Here is a 14,896-nt window from a genome sequence, read left to right on the forward strand (position 1 = left end):
GCGTCCGTGGACCGACCGACCAGGAGAAGGCAGAAGCCGCAGAAGATCGTGCGCCACGGCAGCACCGGCTCGGTGCGCTACAGGCGGGCGATGATGGAGGGATCGTCAAGGCCTGTGGATCGAGTCAGGTCGGTGTTGATCTGACTTCTTGCAGTCGGCGGCTCGCTGCGTTCCGTACGCGGCGGGTTCGGCCCTGTTCGGCGAGCAGGCTGAGGGCCTCAGGTGAGGTGACGATGAGTACGACCGAGGCCGTGCGCTGGAACCAGTCGGACGCGGTGGTGAGTTCCTCGGCGGTCCATGGCTCATCCAGCGCGATTGCCCTGAGCAGGGTCCACTCGCGCAGCCGACGGGCGAGAAAGGAACGGTCTCCGATTACCGTGGCGAAGGTTTGTGCCCAAGTGATGTACGCCGGGTCGGTCAGCAGGTGGGCTGCCCGACGTTCAAGGTGGCGGTTGACCACGGCCTCCGCCATCGACACGTCCGGATCGTCTAGGACGGTGGCCAAGAGGCTGGCCTCGTCAGCCTCCGAGACACCTTCCAGATCCTGCAGGTAGCTGCGGTAGCGGACGTAGTCGGAGGGGTCCTCGTCGAAGAGCTGGTCGGTCATGCGGCGAGCCAGCGGGCTTGGGCGGGCTCGCCGAGCTTGAAGACCATGGCCGGTCCCGCGGCGTTGCGAACGACTAGACGGTGACCGCCGCTATCCCGCTGATCATCCAACTCGACTGTGTAATTGTTCACTTCAGCTTCCAGCGCGGCGGCGGGCATCCGCGAGCTCCCTCACGGACGCTCTCGTCGATCAGGGAGCCGTCTCGGGAGGAGCCGTCGTCATTCACTACCGTGAGCACGGGCGAACCTTCCCGACCGACGCGTCAACGTCGGCCCAATCGATGACCATCACAGGATCGTTCGGGGAAGGTACGCCCTTCGCGCGTCTCCCCCGACACCGATCCACAGATCTTGAGCATTGCTCGCGATGATGCTGCGGACCTCGACTGGCAGGACCGGGCGGACGCCCCATCCCCGAGGCCGCGTGAGTTCTTCCTCTCAAGTCCCATGGCTGTCCCGCATGTCGACGAACCCGGTCTCGATGTCACCCACGAAGGTGAGGGCTTCCCTGCCGATGCCGAGAGCGTCGAGCAGGACGTCGAGCGCCGCATCGACGTCGGCATGATCTCGGCTCACCCAGACAAAGACATCGGGAGCAGGACCGCCCTCCAGACGGCTGAGAGCGAAGTGGAACTTCTGGATGCTGAACATCGCCGCATCCACCCAGCCCAGATCCTCCCAGCTCCGCTCGACGTTCAGCCGCAGCCGTGCGGCCAGCACATCCAACGAGGGCGACAGGCCTGCCACGAGCCGGAAGGAGCTCGTGGCGAACTCCCACAGGCTCCGCTGAAAGGCCGGGTTGCGCTTCCCGCCCTGATATTCCGGCGCCGTCTCCCAGTCCGCTTCCGGCCCAGGAACCTCGACTCCCGCCATGCGCCCTCCCAACCCCACCGCCACACCCCGATGTCTCACTCCAATGATGGCTTGATGCGTGGCTCCGATGGTTATGACCAGGCATCATGGGGAGATGCGGATCCTCGAGATGCTGCGCCGAGGGCGTGAGGCTTGGCCGACCAGTCCTCCTCCAACGGTTCCTTCGGCCGGCCCGCCTGTGTTCCACTGCGCGCAGTGCAAGCGGACGGTTCCGGTCGGGGAGACGGCCTGCGGCTCGTGCGGCTTCCGCTTGGTCGCAGAGGACGGGTGAGGGCCGGCCGAAGTCAACGCTTGGTGAGTCGGCGGTGGCAAATGGCAGCTGCGGATATGCCGACGAAGGCGAGGAAGTGTTCGGCCTTGAGTTCGTAGCGACGGTGGAGCCTGCGGCATCCGGCCGCATGAGCCCTCCCCTCTCGGCGGTGCGTGCATCGAGCCGACCCATCTGCGATACCTCTTCAGGTACTGCGTCGAGGCCCGGTGTGAGACCACCGTGCGCCCCGACACCTGGCGCATCTCGCTGGACGAACGCCTCATCGACCACGCCGGTGCGGGGGTCGGCTGTCGCGTAAACGATGACCTCGTAGTCGCGCATGTAGCTGGTGTAGCCGTGACGCACGACGGCAGTGTCGAAGGCGTCGTCCAGCAGCTGTTCGAGGAGTGCGGCATCCATGTCGCTGTTTTACTGCACGTGATTCTCGGGGCGCGTCCGGGATTTCAGGCTACCGTCCCGCGACGACCGCCCGCCCAGGGTGCGTTCGCACGCGCATTCGCTCCCGCACGGCCGTTACGACGAGGCACAACGGCGCCTCCGTCGTCCACAGCTTGTGCGACAGGCGTCGACCTCGACGGATACGTCTGGGCCGTGAAGTGGCACGGCCTCTACCCAGGTGCCACGATCCTTCCCGCGTCGGAGACGACCCGTCGTTGGACGCAGGCCGTGGGGATCGACTTCCACGAGGTGCGTCTTGAGACCAACGCCCACAGCCTCACCCTGGTCTTCTGAGACCTACAGGTCAGCGAGGTCCCGACGGGATACGCACCCTTCACCACGGATTGACCTGCCGGACGGTGAACGTGCACGGGAGTCCGGGGCACCGCGGGGAATCGACGTGGGAGGCCCATCCGGAAAAAGGGCGTACCGTCCGCTCCCACCGCCGGGTCGAGCCCGGCCGCTCGGGGCGGAGGGGGCGACGCCTCCCGACCGTCACCGCAACCGGGCGGGCTTCGCCGAACTCGCCACCGGCCATGGGTACGGGCTGACCATCGTGTCGAAGTAGCCCTCAGGAGCCTCTTCGAGGAAATCCAGCAGGTTGTCCAGAAAGTCGCGCAGGGGCGGGGTCGCGTTGTGCCGGTCCAGATCCTCCTGGGAGCGCCAGACCTCGTACAGGAAGAGCCGGCCGTCGTCGTGGGCGTGCAGGTGGTACTCCAGGTTGCCTTCCTCCTGCCGGGTGGGTTCCACGAGAGCGGTGAGGAGCTGGCGCACTTCGCGGGCGCGTTCCGGCTTCGGGCGCAAAAATCCGTAGAGGGAGATGGGTGCTCGGTCTGCTGTCATGCCGCCCACGCTAGGATCTGACATAAGTGTGAGGTTCAAGGTCGGCACCCGTGAGGTGGGTCACATGAAGATCGGCGATCTGGCCCGGGAGACGGGCGTGAACATCCGCCTGCTGCGTTACTACGAGGCCCAGGGCCTGCTCACCTCGCACCGCACCAGCGGCGGGCACCGCCACTACACCGCCGACGCCCCGGCCACCGTCACGCAGATCCGCACCCTCCTGGCCGCCGGTCTCCCCACCCGCGTCATCCGGGACCTCATGCCCTGCTTCATCGGCGACGGCCCCACCCTCGACGCCTGCGTCCAGGACCACCTGCGCACCCAACTGCACGACCTCGACAACCGCATCACCGACCTGCAGCACGCGCGCGCGTCCCTCGGCGACCTCCTCCACGCCTCAGCCCGAGCATCCCGGCCCACCGCACCCTCACCCGCCTGAACCGGTCGGCGTCCCGAGCAGCCCCCCGGACGCAGCCACCCGCGTCCCAGCTGTTTGCGGCCTCCCGTCGGGGAAGACGACGGGAAGACGACAGCCAACAGGACGACACGAAACGCGGCGCTCGGGCGCCTCATGCCGATCCCGGCCGCGCACCGGTTCGGCGCAGAGGGCGGACACCGCCACGGGGGGCAGGACACATGAACGGCGGTATCCCACCGCTACGCGACCGCCGCCTTGCCGCGGGCTTCATCGTCTTCATGTACGCATTCATCGCCGCCCTGGCGGAGGGGCGCCGCGTCACAGACGATGAGCCCGAGTCTTCGACGCGAACAAAATCAATCTGTCAGGTGTCGGCGCATTCGTCGATGACAGCGCAGGCGAGGCGGATGCCGCCCAGGTAGCTGGAGATGCCGCCATCGCCGTGCATGTGGGAGGCGTCCTGGAACCACTGCGGCCACAGGCCGCCCTTCTGGAGGAGGCGGCCGGCCCGGTCACCGTGCAGGACGGAGTCGGTGTACGCCAGGGCGCCCATGGCTGTCGGCTGGTCGTAGGCGAGGTCGGGCCGACGCAGGTAGCGATCCAGGTAAGTGGCGAGCAGGTCGGCGTCCCGTGCGGTGCCGAAACTCGCCAGGGCCACGCAGTAGGCCCCGCCCGCGCAGCAGACCTCGCTCTCCAGCAGCAGCGCCCCCAGACGCTCGCGGAAGTGGTCACGTCGCGAGACGGCGGCGAGCCATGCCGCGGTCCGCCGCTCGCGCCAGCTGCCCTCGAAGAGGATGGTGAGCTCGGCGTCGGTAACAGCTCTCGCGTCAGCGGCCAGAGCTCGAACGAACGGCTCGTACTCCTCGCGCGACATGCGAAGTATCGCTCCGCCGAGCTTCAGGAAGCGGCGCGCAGGGAGGCAATAGCGGCGGTACAGGGCCTGTATCTCGGGGTCGTGGCGGATCACGCCCCATCCTCTCGCGACGGGCACGCAGCTGAGGGCGTGGCGCGGAATACACCTGCGGCGGCGCCGGGACGGGTGGCGTCACCTGGGAAAAGGCGGGGTGAGCGGGGTTTCGACAACACGGAGCGTTACTGCTCTACGGAAGTTGAGCCAAAGCCGAATCCGTGAACAAGTGCTGCCAGTTCTCGGGCTCTGGCTCAACTCCTCTGTGGACTGGGCGGGGCGCGTGCTGACGGCCGCTTGGGCCTTCCCACGGACGGCCAATGGACGGGGAGCTCTCTGGCCGTGAGGTGTCACGATGCGTGATGCTTCTGGGTACCTGTGTCTTACGACGGTGAGGCTTCACCAGTTTCCGTCGGGGCTTCATCTGCCCTGCGGTCGGCGCGGTGGTGGCCCAGTGCGCGGCCGAAGCGTTCGGTCAGGGCCGGCATCAGACTCTGGCCCTCCGCGGGGCGTTCCAAGCCGAAGACGTAGCCGGGGAAGTCCAGGTCCTTCTGCACGGCCCAGATGGCCTCGTGCTGGTCGGGCGGCAGGATCCGGGCCGGGTCGCCGACTGCGACCCAGCCGATCGGCACCGTCGTGTCGGCTGCAAGGACGGTGCGCAGGTGTACGACCCCGTTGATGCGGACCTCGGAGCGGGTGCCGACGCGGGCCCCGTTGAAGATACGAGAGCCGGTGGCCAGGAACACCTCGTCCTCCACCGTGCACCCGGTCAGGTAGGAACCCGGTCCGACCAGGACCTGGCGCCCCAGGCGCAGTGGGTCGCGGCGGGTTCCGCGCAGAACCGCGTTCTCCATCACGATATTGTCGGCGCCGAGTTCGACCGGCCCGCCCTCGGCGGTCAGCACTGCGCCGAACAGGACGCGGCATCCGTGCCCGACCCGCACGTCTCCGCACAGGGTCGCGGTGGGGGCGACGTAGGCCGACGGGTGGACCGTGGGCGATACGCCCTCGTGTTCGATAAGCATGTCGGCGATGATGCCGTCCGGCGGCCAGGCAAGAGGAGCATTTCCGAGGCGCGAGACGACGCAGGATGGGGACTCGATGGCCGCTGTCAGGCACGGTCGTTCCGTGCCCTGGTCGGCTGCGGTGCCGACGGGATTCGAACCCGCGAGAGGGGAGCAGGTCCGCCCCCTCCGTCAGTTCGCCGCAGGAGGGACCTCGCCCACGGCGATCGCAATGGGCCGCTCTGCCACGGCACCGCAACCTTGCGGGAAGGCGCGCACTCCCACTCCGGTTCAAGGTAGCAACATCGTTCTCTGCGGACGAACCCTTATCTGCGGCCCCGGAAACCGCTGTCACGTCTCCACAGAAGTTGTGCCAGAACCGGTTCTCGTCAACAGAGCCAACACGGCGGCCCGGTTTCAACAGCAGCATCTGTCCGCTGTCATTCAACCCAGTCGTTTGACAGCGAACGCAGCCGTTTCGGCCAGCTGTGGTTGTGAACCTAATCGCGTGAGGTAAAAGTGCTGGTGGGCAACCCTACCCGAGGACGCTCGCGGTCACACACACTCCATCCTCTGGTCGTCCTACAGGTGGTCGAGGGGTTCGGCGGCGTACGTGCCATCGCCGAGCGGGGCATCGGTCAGCTCGAATCGTTGGGACAGGCTGCCGACCCGGCGGGTGACGACGCTGCCGGGTGCCCGGGTGGTCTCGTAGTACAGAGGGGTGCCGTCGGCGCCGGTGGTGCCCAGCAGACTGAAGCGGCGCAGCACGCGGGGAGATGTCGGGGTGGTCCGACGACGCCGGTAGAGCCAGCCGGCTGCGGCGGCGAGACCGGTGACGACCAGACCGACTGCAGTCGGAATCAGGAACTTGTCGAAGAGCGCGGACACGGCGGCATCACTCCTGCGAGGCGGGTAGGGCACGCCACTGTGACGGGCCGCGCCAACCATGCGGCAGACGGTGGTTAGCCGCGCAACCCTCGTTCATCTTGCACCTCCGTCCGGGAAGTTGGGTGCGGTCGGCGGATCGTCGTACAGCACCCTCGGTACGTCAGCGTCGGCCGCCCAGCTTGGATGCACGGCGAACACGGACGGCGCCTCCTCGTCCCAAGGGGGCCGGGATGTGGGGGCGTCGTGGTGGGGTCGGACGCGACGGCGTCGGCGCGCGCATCAGCGCCCACGCGAAGTCACTGGCCGCAGCCGGCCCTCCCCCGACCCCCACCCAGGAGATCGACGACCGCCGCTACGCCCTCACCGACCTCCTCGACGACCTCACAGGCTGCACCGACCCGGGCGAACGCCTCTTCATCTGCACCGAACTCGCCCGCTGCACCGCCGAACTCACCCTGGCGATCAACAACGCCTGGAACGGCGGCGGCAAATGGCTCGCCCGCCGCCTCGACACCACGGCCCCCGGCCTGAGCGGCGCCTGCACAACGGCGTCCAACAGGCCCTCGCAGGGCAGACGTCGCCCCTGGTCGCCGCCGTCGACGAGGCCGGAGGCCGACTCTGGGTCGGCTATCGACGCAGCGGCACGCAGTGAGATCCCCGCGGAGAGGAGGCACACAGCGTAAGGCTCGCATACCGGCTGAACACGGGCACAGCAGTCTGCCTGCCGAGCGGCGGCATCGGCTCCGCAAGCCGAACGGACAACGTTCCGACCGACATCACACCTTCACGCCCTGAGGCGTGGAGAACACTCGCCCTCGTCCGGGGAGGGTGCTCACCGCCGCGCGTCCACGGCTGGGCCGAGCAGTTCGAGTGCCTCTTCCCAGCGGAACCGGGGTGCGCTCCCAACGGCCTTCGGCTGGTGGGACTCGCGAGAACTGACCAGGACGCCCATCCCTCGTAGCCGGTCCAGGCTCTCCTGGTAGGCGGGGTGGGCGGCCATGGCCGAATTCACGTACGGCAGCACAGCCGTCGGAATGCCGAGTCCGTACGCCTCGCAGAGGATGCCCAACGCCAGGGTATCGGAGACCCCGGCGGCCCACTTGTTGATCGTGTTGAACGTCGCCGGCGCAACGGCGATGGCGTCCGGAGGCGGCAACGGCCGCGGATCGCCGGGCAACCGCCACGCAGACCTGATCGGGTAACCCGTCTGAGCCTCGACGGCCGCAGCGTCGATGAACCCGAGCCCCTGCGGGGTGGCGACCACCCCGACGTCCCATCCGCGGTCCTGCGCCATGGTGATCAGCTCGCGCACGTCTCCCGCGACGCCCGCCGCGCACACCACGACGTACAGGAACGGATTCAGCCGCTCGTCCAACAACTCGTTCATACACAGCTCCCTGGTCGACGGCGGTGCACGGTGCGCGCTCCTTGGACCGTAACGGCGAACGAAGGCAGCTTCGTTCATTCGGTCAGGCCCGGGTTGCTGACGACGACGTGCTGGCCTCGAATCGGCCGGAGGCGCGGGTCAGAGGCAGGGCGCGGGCGCCCAGCCCGGAGCAGTTGATGACGGCCACCGCCGGCTGCGCTTCGTCCAGCGATCCAACTCCCCGCCACTCGACGGTTCCGCCGGCATCACGCAAGCGTCGCTGGAGGTATCCCAGGTAGACCGGCATGTCGACCAGCGGCACGGTGGCGCGGTAGCCGGAGGTGAATCCGGCAGGGAGTTCAGTGCGCACGGGCAGAAGCCAGGAAGCGAGACGGCCCAGTCGGGAGGCTGCTCCGCAGACCGTGAGGCCACAATGCCGCTGGTCAGGCGGACGCTAGTATCCGGGCTGGTCGCAAGTTCCTGGAATACCGCCAGCGATCGTTGGCTCCACCTGAGCTTGTTCCGCTTTGACGGGCACCATTGGTGTGGTGGTCAGGCTGCGAGTGCGGTCTCGTAGTCGGCCGGGCTGCGGTAGCCGAGGCTGCTGTGCAGTCGGTGCAAGTTGTACCAGCCTTCGATGAAGTCGAAGATCGCGGTGCGGGCGGCGGTCCGGCTGGGCCAGGCGGCAGTTCCCGCCAGGAAGCGGGCATGGATCACGCGGCCGCGTGCCAGGGCGACGTCCGCCTCGACCGCGTCGAGGCCTCGGTCGGCCCGTGCCAAGGCATCACCGTCGCCACCGAAGACGGCCAACTCGTAGAGGTGTCCGGCCTGTTCGATCCGCTCATCCGCCGCCACGCTGGCGATCGTATCGGGCGAAGCCAGTGCAATCGCCGGCCGAGACCCATCTCGAACGCCTCGTGATCACCCACAAGACCATCACCGCCCTCGCGGACCTCCTCCCCGGCACGGACGTCTGCGCCCGACCTGCCCGAGCGTCCGGACCACCCCCGCGTCCTCGCCGCCTTCAACCGATCAGGCGCAGAGCTCCGCCAGATGCAGGCCCAAGATGTCCCGCGCCTGTTGCGGGCTCAACCGCGTTGGTCGGGCCAGCAGTTGCACCACCATCCCGTCCAGCAAGGCGTGCAGCCGCGCGGTTTCCGCCCCACGCTCGCGCTCGCTACCCAGCGCGCCCAACTCCGCCAGCGCGGCCACCGCACTCTCCACAGCACCGCGGACCAGCTCGTCGACCTCGGCACGGCGCTGCGCCGCTGCGGGGTCGCGGTGCGCGAGCGCCACCAATGCGAACCAGACCTCGGATTCCAGCCGGCGCTCGTCGTCCAGCGGCAGCAACTGCTCCAGATGGGCCTGTACCAGCTGTCGCGACAGTGAGCCCGCGGTGGCGTTGGCGTCGCCGATCCGCTGCCGCACCGACTCCACCACGAAGTCGATGGCGAACAGCACCATCCCGGTCTTGTCCGGGAAGTAGTGCCGCAGCGCTCCGGCGGACCAGGCGGACTCCTCGGCCACCGAGCGGACGGTCACCGCGTCGAAGCCGTCGCGCAGCGCGACGCGCCACAGCGCGACGGCCAGCTCCGCGCGGCGTCCCTCGTGATCCACAACCTTCGGCACCCGACCATTATCACACGTACGTGTTAAATTGTTTCTGACACGGTTGTGCCAAATAAGCGGGGGGTGGGGCAGTCATGAACCGCAGTCGCCGAGCTCCATGGTGGATCTACGTCATCACCATCGGGGGCCTCAACATCGCACGCCAGGTCGTCTTCCCACCCTCGCGGGTGGGGACCGCGGCCACCGTCGGCCTGTTCTTCGCGGTGCTGGCGATCAGCTTCGTCGTCGTCGCGGCCCTGCGGGCGCTCATCGTGCCGCGCGACCGCGAATGAGGGCCATCGGCCGCTGAACGTCCATCGGCACGGACGGACCGAGCGCCCCTGCCCTGGTCACCGTGCGGCCTGCCCGCTGCACGCGCAGGTCTCCAACCTCCCCGGCGGTGAAGCGTACGGCAGCGTCATGATCGCCGTCGCCGACAGCGGTTTCGCCTCCGCAGCCGACGTGCACCCCGTCACCGGTGTCGGCGACGAGGCATACCTGCTGGCACCCCGCAGCCCCGGCCAGACCCTGGGAGTCCTCCACGGCGGCGTCGTACTCACCCTCCAGATCACCGGCTACTCCCAGTGGAACAGCTCCAGCGAGTCCAGCGCGGACCCCGGCGACCCGCCGAAAGACCCCGACCTCACCCACCTCCGCCCAGCCATGGCCACGGCCATGCGCCACCTGATGACGTCGCTGGCCTCCTGACGCGGCTGTCGCCCCGTACGCCGCCCGACAGTCGACCCGCAGCGCGTCGTCCAGACCTCGCCTCGCCACGGCAGAGGTGGTCAGGACCGACCTGGTCCAGACACAGCAGATCGACGGCACGCTCGGCTACGCCGGATCCTTCACCGTCGTCGGCCGGACTCAGGGCACGGTGACCTGGCTGCCGCCCGCGGGCCAGGTCATCGGCCGAGGCAACCGTGTCTACGCCGTCGACGGCACCGACATCCCGCTGCTGTACGGACGGACACCGTTCTACCGGCGGCTCGGGGTCGGCGTGCAGGACGGCCCGGACGTCCGCGTGCTGGAGACCAACCTCAAAGCCCTCGGCTACGGTGCGGATCTCTCGGTGGACCGCCACTTCTCCTCAGCCACCGCCGACGCCGTACGCGCGTGGCAGCACGACCTGGGCCGAGCCGAGACCGGCGCGGTGGACGCGGTCGACGCCGTGGTGGAACCGGGAGCCGTCCGTGTGAGCGCTCCGGTCGGCATCGTCGGCGCCGCGGCGACCGGAGATCTGCTCGCCCTCACCGGAACCGAGCGGGTGGTGACCGTCGCCATGCCGGTGGACCAGGAGCAACTCGCCCGTCACGGCACCTCCGTACGCGTCGAACTGCCGGACGGCTCCACCACCGGCGGCAGGATCACCGACGTCGGCACCGTTGCGCAGGCCCCGCAGGGGAGCGGAACGGCTCAGAGCGGCCAGACTCCCACGCAGGCCGCCACCATCTCCGTGCGGGCCGCCCTGACGGATCCCGGGGCCGCGAGCTCGCTGGACGGTGCCCCGGTCAGCGTGGCCTTCACCAGCGACCGGCACGACAACGTGCTCGCCGTGCCCGTCTCGGCCCTGCTCGCGCTCGCCGAGGGCGGCTACGCGGTCGAGACCGTCAGCCCCGCCGGGCGTGCCGCCCCGGAAGAACAGGCCACCCGCCTCGTCCCCGTCAAGCTCGGCGCCTTCGCTGAGGGCAAGGTCGAAGTGAGCGGGGCCGGCCTGCGCGAGGGGATGGCCGTGGAGGTGCCGTCCTCGTGAAAACGCCACCTGTGACGGACGCCGGCGTGGACACCGCCGACCCGGTCATCGCCTTGGACCGCGTGTCGAAGACGTACGCCGGCGGCGTCCACGCGCTGCGCGACGTCAGCCTCACCGTGCGTGCCGGTGAACTCCTGGCCGTGGTCGGGCGGTCCGGTTCTGGCAAGTCCTCCATGCTCCACCTGATGGGCACGCTCGACCAGCCCTCGACCGGCCACGTCCTGGTGAGGGGCCACGACGTGGCGCAGCTGAGCGACCGCCGGCTCTCCGCGGTCCGCGCACACTGGATCGGATTCGTTTTCCAGCAGTTCTTCCTCGCTCCCGGGCGCACGGCCCTGGACAACGTCGCCGAGGGAATGCTCTACCACGGGATTCCGGCCGGACGCCGCCGGACGCTCGCAGCCGAGGCCCTCGACCGCGTCGGACTCGGACACCGCATGGCCCACCGCCCGCAGGAGATGTCCGGCGGCGAGCGGCAACGCACCGCCATCGCCCGCGCCATCGCCGTACGTCCCGCCGTGGTCCTCGCCGACGAGCCCACCGGCAATCTCGACTCCGCCGCGGGGGCCGGAGTCCTCAGCCTGTTCCACGATCTCCACTCGCAAGGCACCACCATCGTCGTCATCACCCATGACCCCGTTCTCGCCGCACAACTGCCCCGCCGGATCGAGCTGTTGGACGGCCGTGTCCGCAGTGACAGCGGCGTCGGCGTCGTACCTGAGGGAGCCCCGCGGTGAGCCCTGCACCCCTGCCCCGTACTCCACGGCTGCTTCCCGCGGACCTCGCCAGAGTCGGCCTGGCCGGCATGCGCAGCCGCCCCACCCGCGCGATCCTCTCCGCGCTCGGGATCGCCATCGGTATCGCCGCCATGGTCGCCGTCCTCGGCATCAGCAACGCCAGCAGCGCCGACCTGACGAACAAGATCAGCAGGCTGGGCACCAACCTGCTGACGGTCTCACCGGGCCGTGACCTGTTCGGGGACAGCACGCAACTGCCCGTGGACGCGATCGGGATGGTGCGCCGTATCGGCCCCGTCCAGTCGGCCACCGCCACCGGCAGCGTGCCGGGCGCCACCGTGCGCAGGAACGACCGGATCGACCCGCTGGCGAGCGGCGGCATAGCGGTGGTCGCGGCCCGCACCGACCTGCTCGGCACGATCGGGGGCACGGTGCACAGTGGCGTGTTCCTCAACGCGGCGACCTCCCGTTACCCTGCGGTCGTGCTGGGCTCGGTTGCCGCGTCACGGCTCGGCATCGACCGCCCCGGCGGGCAGGTCTATCTCGCGAACCGGTGGTTCACCGTCATCGGCCTGCTCGACCCGGTGGCGCTGGCTCCGGAGGTCGACCGCGCCGCCCTCGTCGGATGGGAAGCGGCCGGTTCGCTCCTGGGCTTCGACGGTCATCCCACCACGGTGTACGAGCGTTCGCCCGACGAGTCCGTCGAGGCGGTACGCAGTGTCCTGGCGGCCACGGCCGACCCGCAGAATCCGCAGAACGTCCAGGTCAGTCGCCCCTCCGACGCGCTGCAGGCTCAACTCGCCGCCAAATCCGCCTTCACCTCGCTGTTTCTGGGCCTGGGAGCGGTCGCCCTGCTGGTCGGCGGGGTCGGAGTGGCCAACACCATGGTCATCTCCGTACTGGAACGCCGCCCGGAAATCGGTCTGCGACGCTCCCTCGGCGCCGCGCGCGGGCAGATCCGCCTCCAGTTCCTCGCCGAGTCGGTTGCCCTGTCGGGCCTCGGTGGCGCGGTGGGTGTGGTCCTGGGAGCAGCGATCACCGCGGGCTGGGCCGCCTACCAGGGCTGGCACGTGGTCATGCCGGTCACCGTACTTCTCGGCGGCGTCGCTGCCGCCGCGGCGATCGGGACGGCGGCAGGCCTGTACCCGGCGACGCGGGCAGCCCGGCTGACCCCCACGCAGGCGCTGAGCACGGTCTGACGGTGGCGGGGTGCCGCGTCGTGACAGCGGTGAACGACCCGCCGACGCCGCGTCGACCTCGTCCAGATCTTCCCCAACGACGACGCACTCCTACGACTCGTCACCGCCGTCCTCTTCGAGATGCACGACGAATGGATCGCCTTCCCCCGCCGCTACCTCCCCGAAGGCAGCATGGACGAGATCTGCCCCGCCAAGCACCCCGACAGCGCCCCCGCACTACCCAACACCACGAACGCGACGGCACAGTGATCCGCTGGACCACGACAAGGGACACGACCGGAACCCCAATGGTGGGGCAAATCAAGACGTCACCCCATCGTGCGGCAGACCCCCTCGCCTATGCTGATGGCGACTACCTTGAGGCTGGGAGGCATTACGTGCTGAAGGTCGAGACCGGTCCCACCCATCCCCAGCTATGGGCGGGTCTGGCGCTCACACTTCGGCGCCTGCACCTTCCGTACGATATCTCCTCACTGCTCGAACGCGGCGAGGTCGTCGCCCTGCTCTACTCATCACTTCGCTCGGCGGGGGCGGACTGCGATCCGGTAGAACCTGTCCTGTGGCTCTCAAAGAGACGCACGCTGTGAGCGTTGGTCGGACCGGCGCCCTGCGGAACAGGAACTTCCTGCTGCTCTGGGTCGGCAACGGTACATCATTGATGGGGATCTTCGGGGCCAGGATCTGCTACCCGATCCTGGCCCTGGATATCTCCGGGTCCGCGGTCCTAGCCGGCTGGACGACCTTTGCCGCAAGTGTTCCCAATCTGCTGTTCTTACCCCACGCGGGTGTCTTTGCCGACTACTCCGACCGCAGAAGGACAATGCTGTCCTTCCAACTTCTTGGTGCGGCCATGTCGGCGGTTCTCACCGTATGGGTCGTCATCAGTGGGCCATCTCTCCCGGCCGTGCTGGTGGTGGTCGCGCTGATCGAAGGCACCGCCTTCGCGTATTTCAGCCTGGCCGAGGTTGCCGCAATCCGAGACTTGGTGCCGAAGGACCAGTATCTGGCGGCGTTTTCGCTCTATGAGGCCGAGAAGCCCGTAGCCATCCTGATGGGACGGGTCTTCGGCGCAGGACTCCTCGGTGTGGCACGCTGGGCACCCTTCGCGGGGAACCTTGCCTCATATGCCGTTTCCATCGGGTCTGTATCGGCCATGCGGGGCGACTTCAGCCCAGTCGCCAGCGAGTCCACGTCACGACGGGAGTCATTCTGGAGCCGGACGCGCGAAGGTATTTCCTGGGTCCATCGATCCCGTTTTCTCGAAACCTCCACGATCGCTACAGCAGCGGCCAACGTGCTCTTCCAGATCACGATCCTCCTGCTGATTGTCCGATCTCACCAGGAGGGGCGTCCCGCGTGGGTCGTGGGGTTCGTCCTGTCAAGCGCCGGTGTCGGTGGTGTGATCGGAGCTGCCCTGGCCCCTCGACTCACAAAAGCCTTCGCCCCAGGTCCGGTCTTCGTCGCCGGGCTGTGGGCATGGGCCTTGGCGCTCACCCCGATGGCCCTCACCTCGTACCCGATTGTCATGGCCGTCTGCTGGTTCGCGGTGGGCGCAGTCGGGACGGTTGTCTCTGTAGTGAACACCCTCAACCGCATCGAAGCGGCACCGCCAGAGGCTGTGGGACGGGTGGTCGGGCTTGCCTCGCTTATCACCGATGGGGCTGTGCCAGTCGGCGCAGCGCTCGGCGGCTATGTACTCGCGACCTGGGGAACGCAAACCATTGCATGGCTCCTGCCGATCGGCCTGGCTGTCCTCGCGCTCAGCGGCGGGGCAGCACTTCGTTACACACATGCCCCTTCCAGCGCCGAAATGAAGTCCTCCAGTGGCGTTCCTGTGGAATCCCTGAACTGACCTCAATACCGGTAAGTCGGCCTCAACCGCGAAAGCGCCAGGATGCGCGGCAACCTCGCCGCCGGCCACTGACCGACTCCGCCGCAACGGAGTCGGTCACGCCGACCCCGTTGCGGCCGCCGTACCGCCCCGA

At 68.5% G+C, this 14,896-nt stretch carries 18 protein-coding genes, 1 tRNA gene and 6 pseudogenes; 11 read left to right on the forward strand and 14 right to left on the reverse strand.

All coding sequences use genetic code 11. The features are described from left to right. Positions 1-124: 124 nt before the first annotated feature. The 4 genes and pseudogenes from NFU81_RS19460 to NFU81_RS19475 all read right to left on the reverse strand — a co-directional run. Positions 125-607: a hypothetical protein gene (locus NFU81_RS19460; RefSeq protein WP_251491628.1), complete on the reverse strand. Its 483-nt coding sequence runs from the start codon at positions 605-607 to the stop codon at positions 125-127. Positions 608-669: 62 nt separating this feature from the next. Next, positions 670-845, reverse strand: a pseudogene (locus tag NFU81_RS19465) (IS256 family transposase); the annotation flags it as partial. 199 nt (positions 846-1,044) lie between these two features. Beyond that, entirely contained in the window at positions 1,045-1,479 is a 435-nt protein-coding gene (locus NFU81_RS19470) for a hypothetical protein (protein ID WP_251491630.1), read from the reverse strand. Between the two features lie 284 nt (positions 1,480-1,763). Then, positions 1,764-1,874: pseudogene (locus NFU81_RS19475) on the reverse strand (IS5/IS1182 family transposase); the annotation flags it as partial. A 32-nt stretch (positions 1,875-1,906) separates the two neighbouring features. Between NFU81_RS19475 and NFU81_RS41305 the strand changes: the two are divergent. Beyond that, positions 1,907-2,020 (forward strand): annotated as a pseudogene (locus tag NFU81_RS41305) (YxiG-like protein); the annotation flags it as partial. On the opposite strand, the pseudogene NFU81_RS41310 reads toward NFU81_RS41305, so the two are convergent. Beyond that, positions 2,018-2,149, reverse strand: a pseudogene (locus NFU81_RS41310) (YxiG-like protein); the annotation flags it as partial. The pseudogenes NFU81_RS41305 and NFU81_RS41310 sit on opposite strands and share 3 nt — an antisense overlap. Before the next feature lie 159 nt (positions 2,150-2,308). Between NFU81_RS41310 and NFU81_RS19480 the strand changes: the two are divergent. Further along, positions 2,309-2,482 (forward strand): annotated as a pseudogene (locus NFU81_RS19480) (YxiG-like protein); the annotation flags it as partial. A 201-nt stretch (positions 2,483-2,683) separates the two neighbouring features. Here NFU81_RS19480 and NFU81_RS19485 read toward each other — a convergent pair. Continuing rightward, positions 2,684-3,031, reverse strand: coding sequence for a putative quinol monooxygenase (locus NFU81_RS19485; RefSeq protein WP_251491634.1), 348 nt, complete (start codon positions 3,029-3,031; stop codon positions 2,684-2,686). Positions 3,032-3,095: 64 nt separating this feature from the next. Between NFU81_RS19485 and NFU81_RS19490 the strand changes: the two genes are divergently transcribed. After that, positions 3,096-3,470 carry a MerR family transcriptional regulator gene (locus tag NFU81_RS19490; RefSeq protein WP_251491635.1) on the forward strand — a complete coding sequence of 125 codons (375 nt, stop codon included), beginning with the start codon at positions 3,096-3,098 and terminating at the stop codon, positions 3,468-3,470. Positions 3,471-3,813: 343 nt separating this feature from the next. On the opposite strand, the gene NFU81_RS19495 is transcribed toward NFU81_RS19490, so the two are convergent. The 4 genes from NFU81_RS19495 to NFU81_RS19510 all read right to left on the reverse strand — a co-directional run bounded on the left by NFU81_RS19495 (position 3,814) and on the right by NFU81_RS19510 (position 6,248). Continuing rightward, entirely contained in the window at positions 3,814-4,416 is a 603-nt protein-coding gene (locus tag NFU81_RS19495; protein WP_251491637.1) for a DUF6000 family protein, read from the reverse strand. 323 nt (positions 4,417-4,739) lie between these two features. Then, the gene (locus NFU81_RS19500; RefSeq protein ID WP_251491639.1) at positions 4,740-5,381 is read right to left on the reverse strand and encodes a gamma carbonic anhydrase family protein; all 642 of its coding nucleotides are present in this window, start codon (positions 5,379-5,381) and stop codon (positions 4,740-4,742) included. A 119-nt stretch (positions 5,382-5,500) separates the two neighbouring features. Then, positions 5,501-5,615, reverse strand: a tRNA-OTHER gene (locus NFU81_RS19505). Between the two features lie 327 nt (positions 5,616-5,942). Beyond that, entirely contained in the window at positions 5,943-6,248 is a 306-nt protein-coding gene (locus tag NFU81_RS19510; RefSeq protein WP_251491640.1) for a hypothetical protein, read from the reverse strand. Positions 6,249-6,478: 230 nt separating this feature from the next. On the opposite strand from NFU81_RS19510, the gene NFU81_RS19515 reads away from it, so the two are divergent. After that, positions 6,479-6,931, forward strand: coding sequence for a hypothetical protein (locus NFU81_RS19515; protein ID WP_308208306.1), 453 nt, complete (start codon positions 6,479-6,481; stop codon positions 6,929-6,931). 149 nt (positions 6,932-7,080) lie between these two features. Here NFU81_RS19515 and NFU81_RS19520 read toward each other — a convergent pair whose 3' ends face one another. The 4 genes from NFU81_RS19520 to NFU81_RS19535 all read right to left on the reverse strand — a co-directional run bounded on the left by NFU81_RS19520 (position 7,081) and on the right by NFU81_RS19535 (position 9,243). Further along, positions 7,081-7,635: a flavoprotein gene (locus NFU81_RS19520; protein WP_251491642.1), complete on the reverse strand. Its 555-nt coding sequence runs from the start codon at positions 7,633-7,635 to the stop codon at positions 7,081-7,083. Between the two features lie 82 nt (positions 7,636-7,717). Further along, complete coding sequence (locus NFU81_RS41010; RefSeq protein ID WP_308208307.1) at positions 7,718-7,984, reverse strand: hypothetical protein; 267 nt, start codon at positions 7,982-7,984, stop codon at positions 7,718-7,720. A 182-nt stretch (positions 7,985-8,166) separates the two neighbouring features. Continuing rightward, a complete protein-coding gene (locus NFU81_RS41315) occupies positions 8,167-8,469 on the reverse strand; it encodes an IS3 family transposase (RefSeq protein WP_251492194.1) in 303 nt (100 codons plus the stop codon). 177 nt (positions 8,470-8,646) lie between these two features. Further along, complete coding sequence (locus NFU81_RS19535) at positions 8,647-9,243, reverse strand: TetR/AcrR family transcriptional regulator (protein ID WP_251491644.1); 597 nt, start codon at positions 9,241-9,243, stop codon at positions 8,647-8,649. A 74-nt stretch (positions 9,244-9,317) separates the two neighbouring features. Between NFU81_RS19535 and NFU81_RS19540 the strand changes: the two genes are divergently transcribed. The 7 genes and pseudogenes from NFU81_RS19540 to NFU81_RS19570 all read left to right on the forward strand — a co-directional run bounded on the left by NFU81_RS19540 (position 9,318) and on the right by NFU81_RS19570 (position 14,763). After that, positions 9,318-9,515, forward strand: a complete 198-nt coding sequence (locus tag NFU81_RS19540; protein ID WP_251491646.1) for a hypothetical protein — start codon at positions 9,318-9,320, stop codon at positions 9,513-9,515. A 127-nt stretch (positions 9,516-9,642) separates the two neighbouring features. Further along, positions 9,643-9,930 carry a hypothetical protein gene (locus tag NFU81_RS19545; RefSeq protein ID WP_251491648.1) on the forward strand — a complete coding sequence of 96 codons (288 nt, stop codon included), beginning with the start codon at positions 9,643-9,645 and terminating at the stop codon, positions 9,928-9,930. 76 nt (positions 9,931-10,006) lie between these two features. Beyond that, on the forward strand, positions 10,007-10,975 hold the full coding sequence (locus tag NFU81_RS19550) for a peptidoglycan-binding domain-containing protein (RefSeq protein ID WP_251491650.1): 969 nt from the start codon (positions 10,007-10,009) through the stop codon (positions 10,973-10,975). Between the two features lie 11 nt (positions 10,976-10,986). Continuing rightward, complete coding sequence (locus NFU81_RS19555; RefSeq protein WP_251492164.1) at positions 10,987-11,712, forward strand: ABC transporter ATP-binding protein; 726 nt, start codon at positions 10,987-10,989, stop codon at positions 11,710-11,712. 68 nt (positions 11,713-11,780) lie between these two features. Further along, the gene (locus tag NFU81_RS19560; protein WP_251492166.1) at positions 11,781-12,911 is read left to right on the forward strand and encodes an ABC transporter permease; all 1,131 of its coding nucleotides are present in this window, start codon (positions 11,781-11,783) and stop codon (positions 12,909-12,911) included. Between the two features lie 42 nt (positions 12,912-12,953). Then, positions 12,954-13,160: pseudogene (locus tag NFU81_RS19565) on the forward strand (transposase); the annotation flags it as partial. 310 nt (positions 13,161-13,470) lie between these two features. Next, positions 13,471-14,763 (forward strand): MFS transporter, encoded by a 1,293-nt coding sequence (locus NFU81_RS19570; protein WP_251491651.1) that lies wholly within the window; start codon positions 13,471-13,473, stop codon positions 14,761-14,763. Positions 14,764-14,896: the final 133 nt, after the last annotated feature.

The organism is Actinacidiphila cocklensis (assembly GCF_907177275.1).
Taxonomy (GTDB): Bacteria; Actinomycetota; Actinomycetes; order Streptomycetales; family Streptomycetaceae; genus Actinacidiphila; species Actinacidiphila cocklensis.

Coding starts and splice junctions, on each gene's coding strand:
- NFU81_RS19560 (WP_251492166.1), top strand. CDS start 11,781: ATGCGCAGCCGCCCCACCCGCGCGATCCTCTCCGCGCTCGGGATCGCC.
- NFU81_RS19500 (WP_251491639.1), bottom strand. CDS start 5,381: ATGCTTATCGAACACGAGGGCGTATCGCCCACGGTCCACCCGTCGGCC.
- NFU81_RS19485 (WP_251491634.1), bottom strand. CDS start 3,031: ATGACAGCAGACCGAGCACCCATCTCCCTCTACGGATTTTTGCGCCCG.
- NFU81_RS19545 (WP_251491648.1), top strand. CDS start 9,643: ATGATCGCCGTCGCCGACAGCGGTTTCGCCTCCGCAGCCGACGTGCAC.
- NFU81_RS19515 (WP_308208306.1), top strand. CDS start 6,479: ATGTGGGGGCGTCGTGGTGGGGTCGGACGCGACGGCGTCGGCGCGCGC.
- NFU81_RS19520 (WP_251491642.1), bottom strand. CDS start 7,635: ATGAACGAGTTGTTGGACGAGCGGCTGAATCCGTTCCTGTACGTCGTG.
- NFU81_RS19460 (WP_251491628.1), bottom strand. CDS start 607: ATGACCGACCAGCTCTTCGACGAGGACCCCTCCGACTACGTCCGCTAC.
- NFU81_RS19490 (WP_251491635.1), top strand. CDS start 3,096: ATGAAGATCGGCGATCTGGCCCGGGAGACGGGCGTGAACATCCGCCTG.
- NFU81_RS19540 (WP_251491646.1), top strand. CDS start 9,318: ATGAACCGCAGTCGCCGAGCTCCATGGTGGATCTACGTCATCACCATC.
- NFU81_RS19470 (WP_251491630.1), bottom strand. CDS start 1,479: ATGGCGGGAGTCGAGGTTCCTGGGCCGGAAGCGGACTGGGAGACGGCG.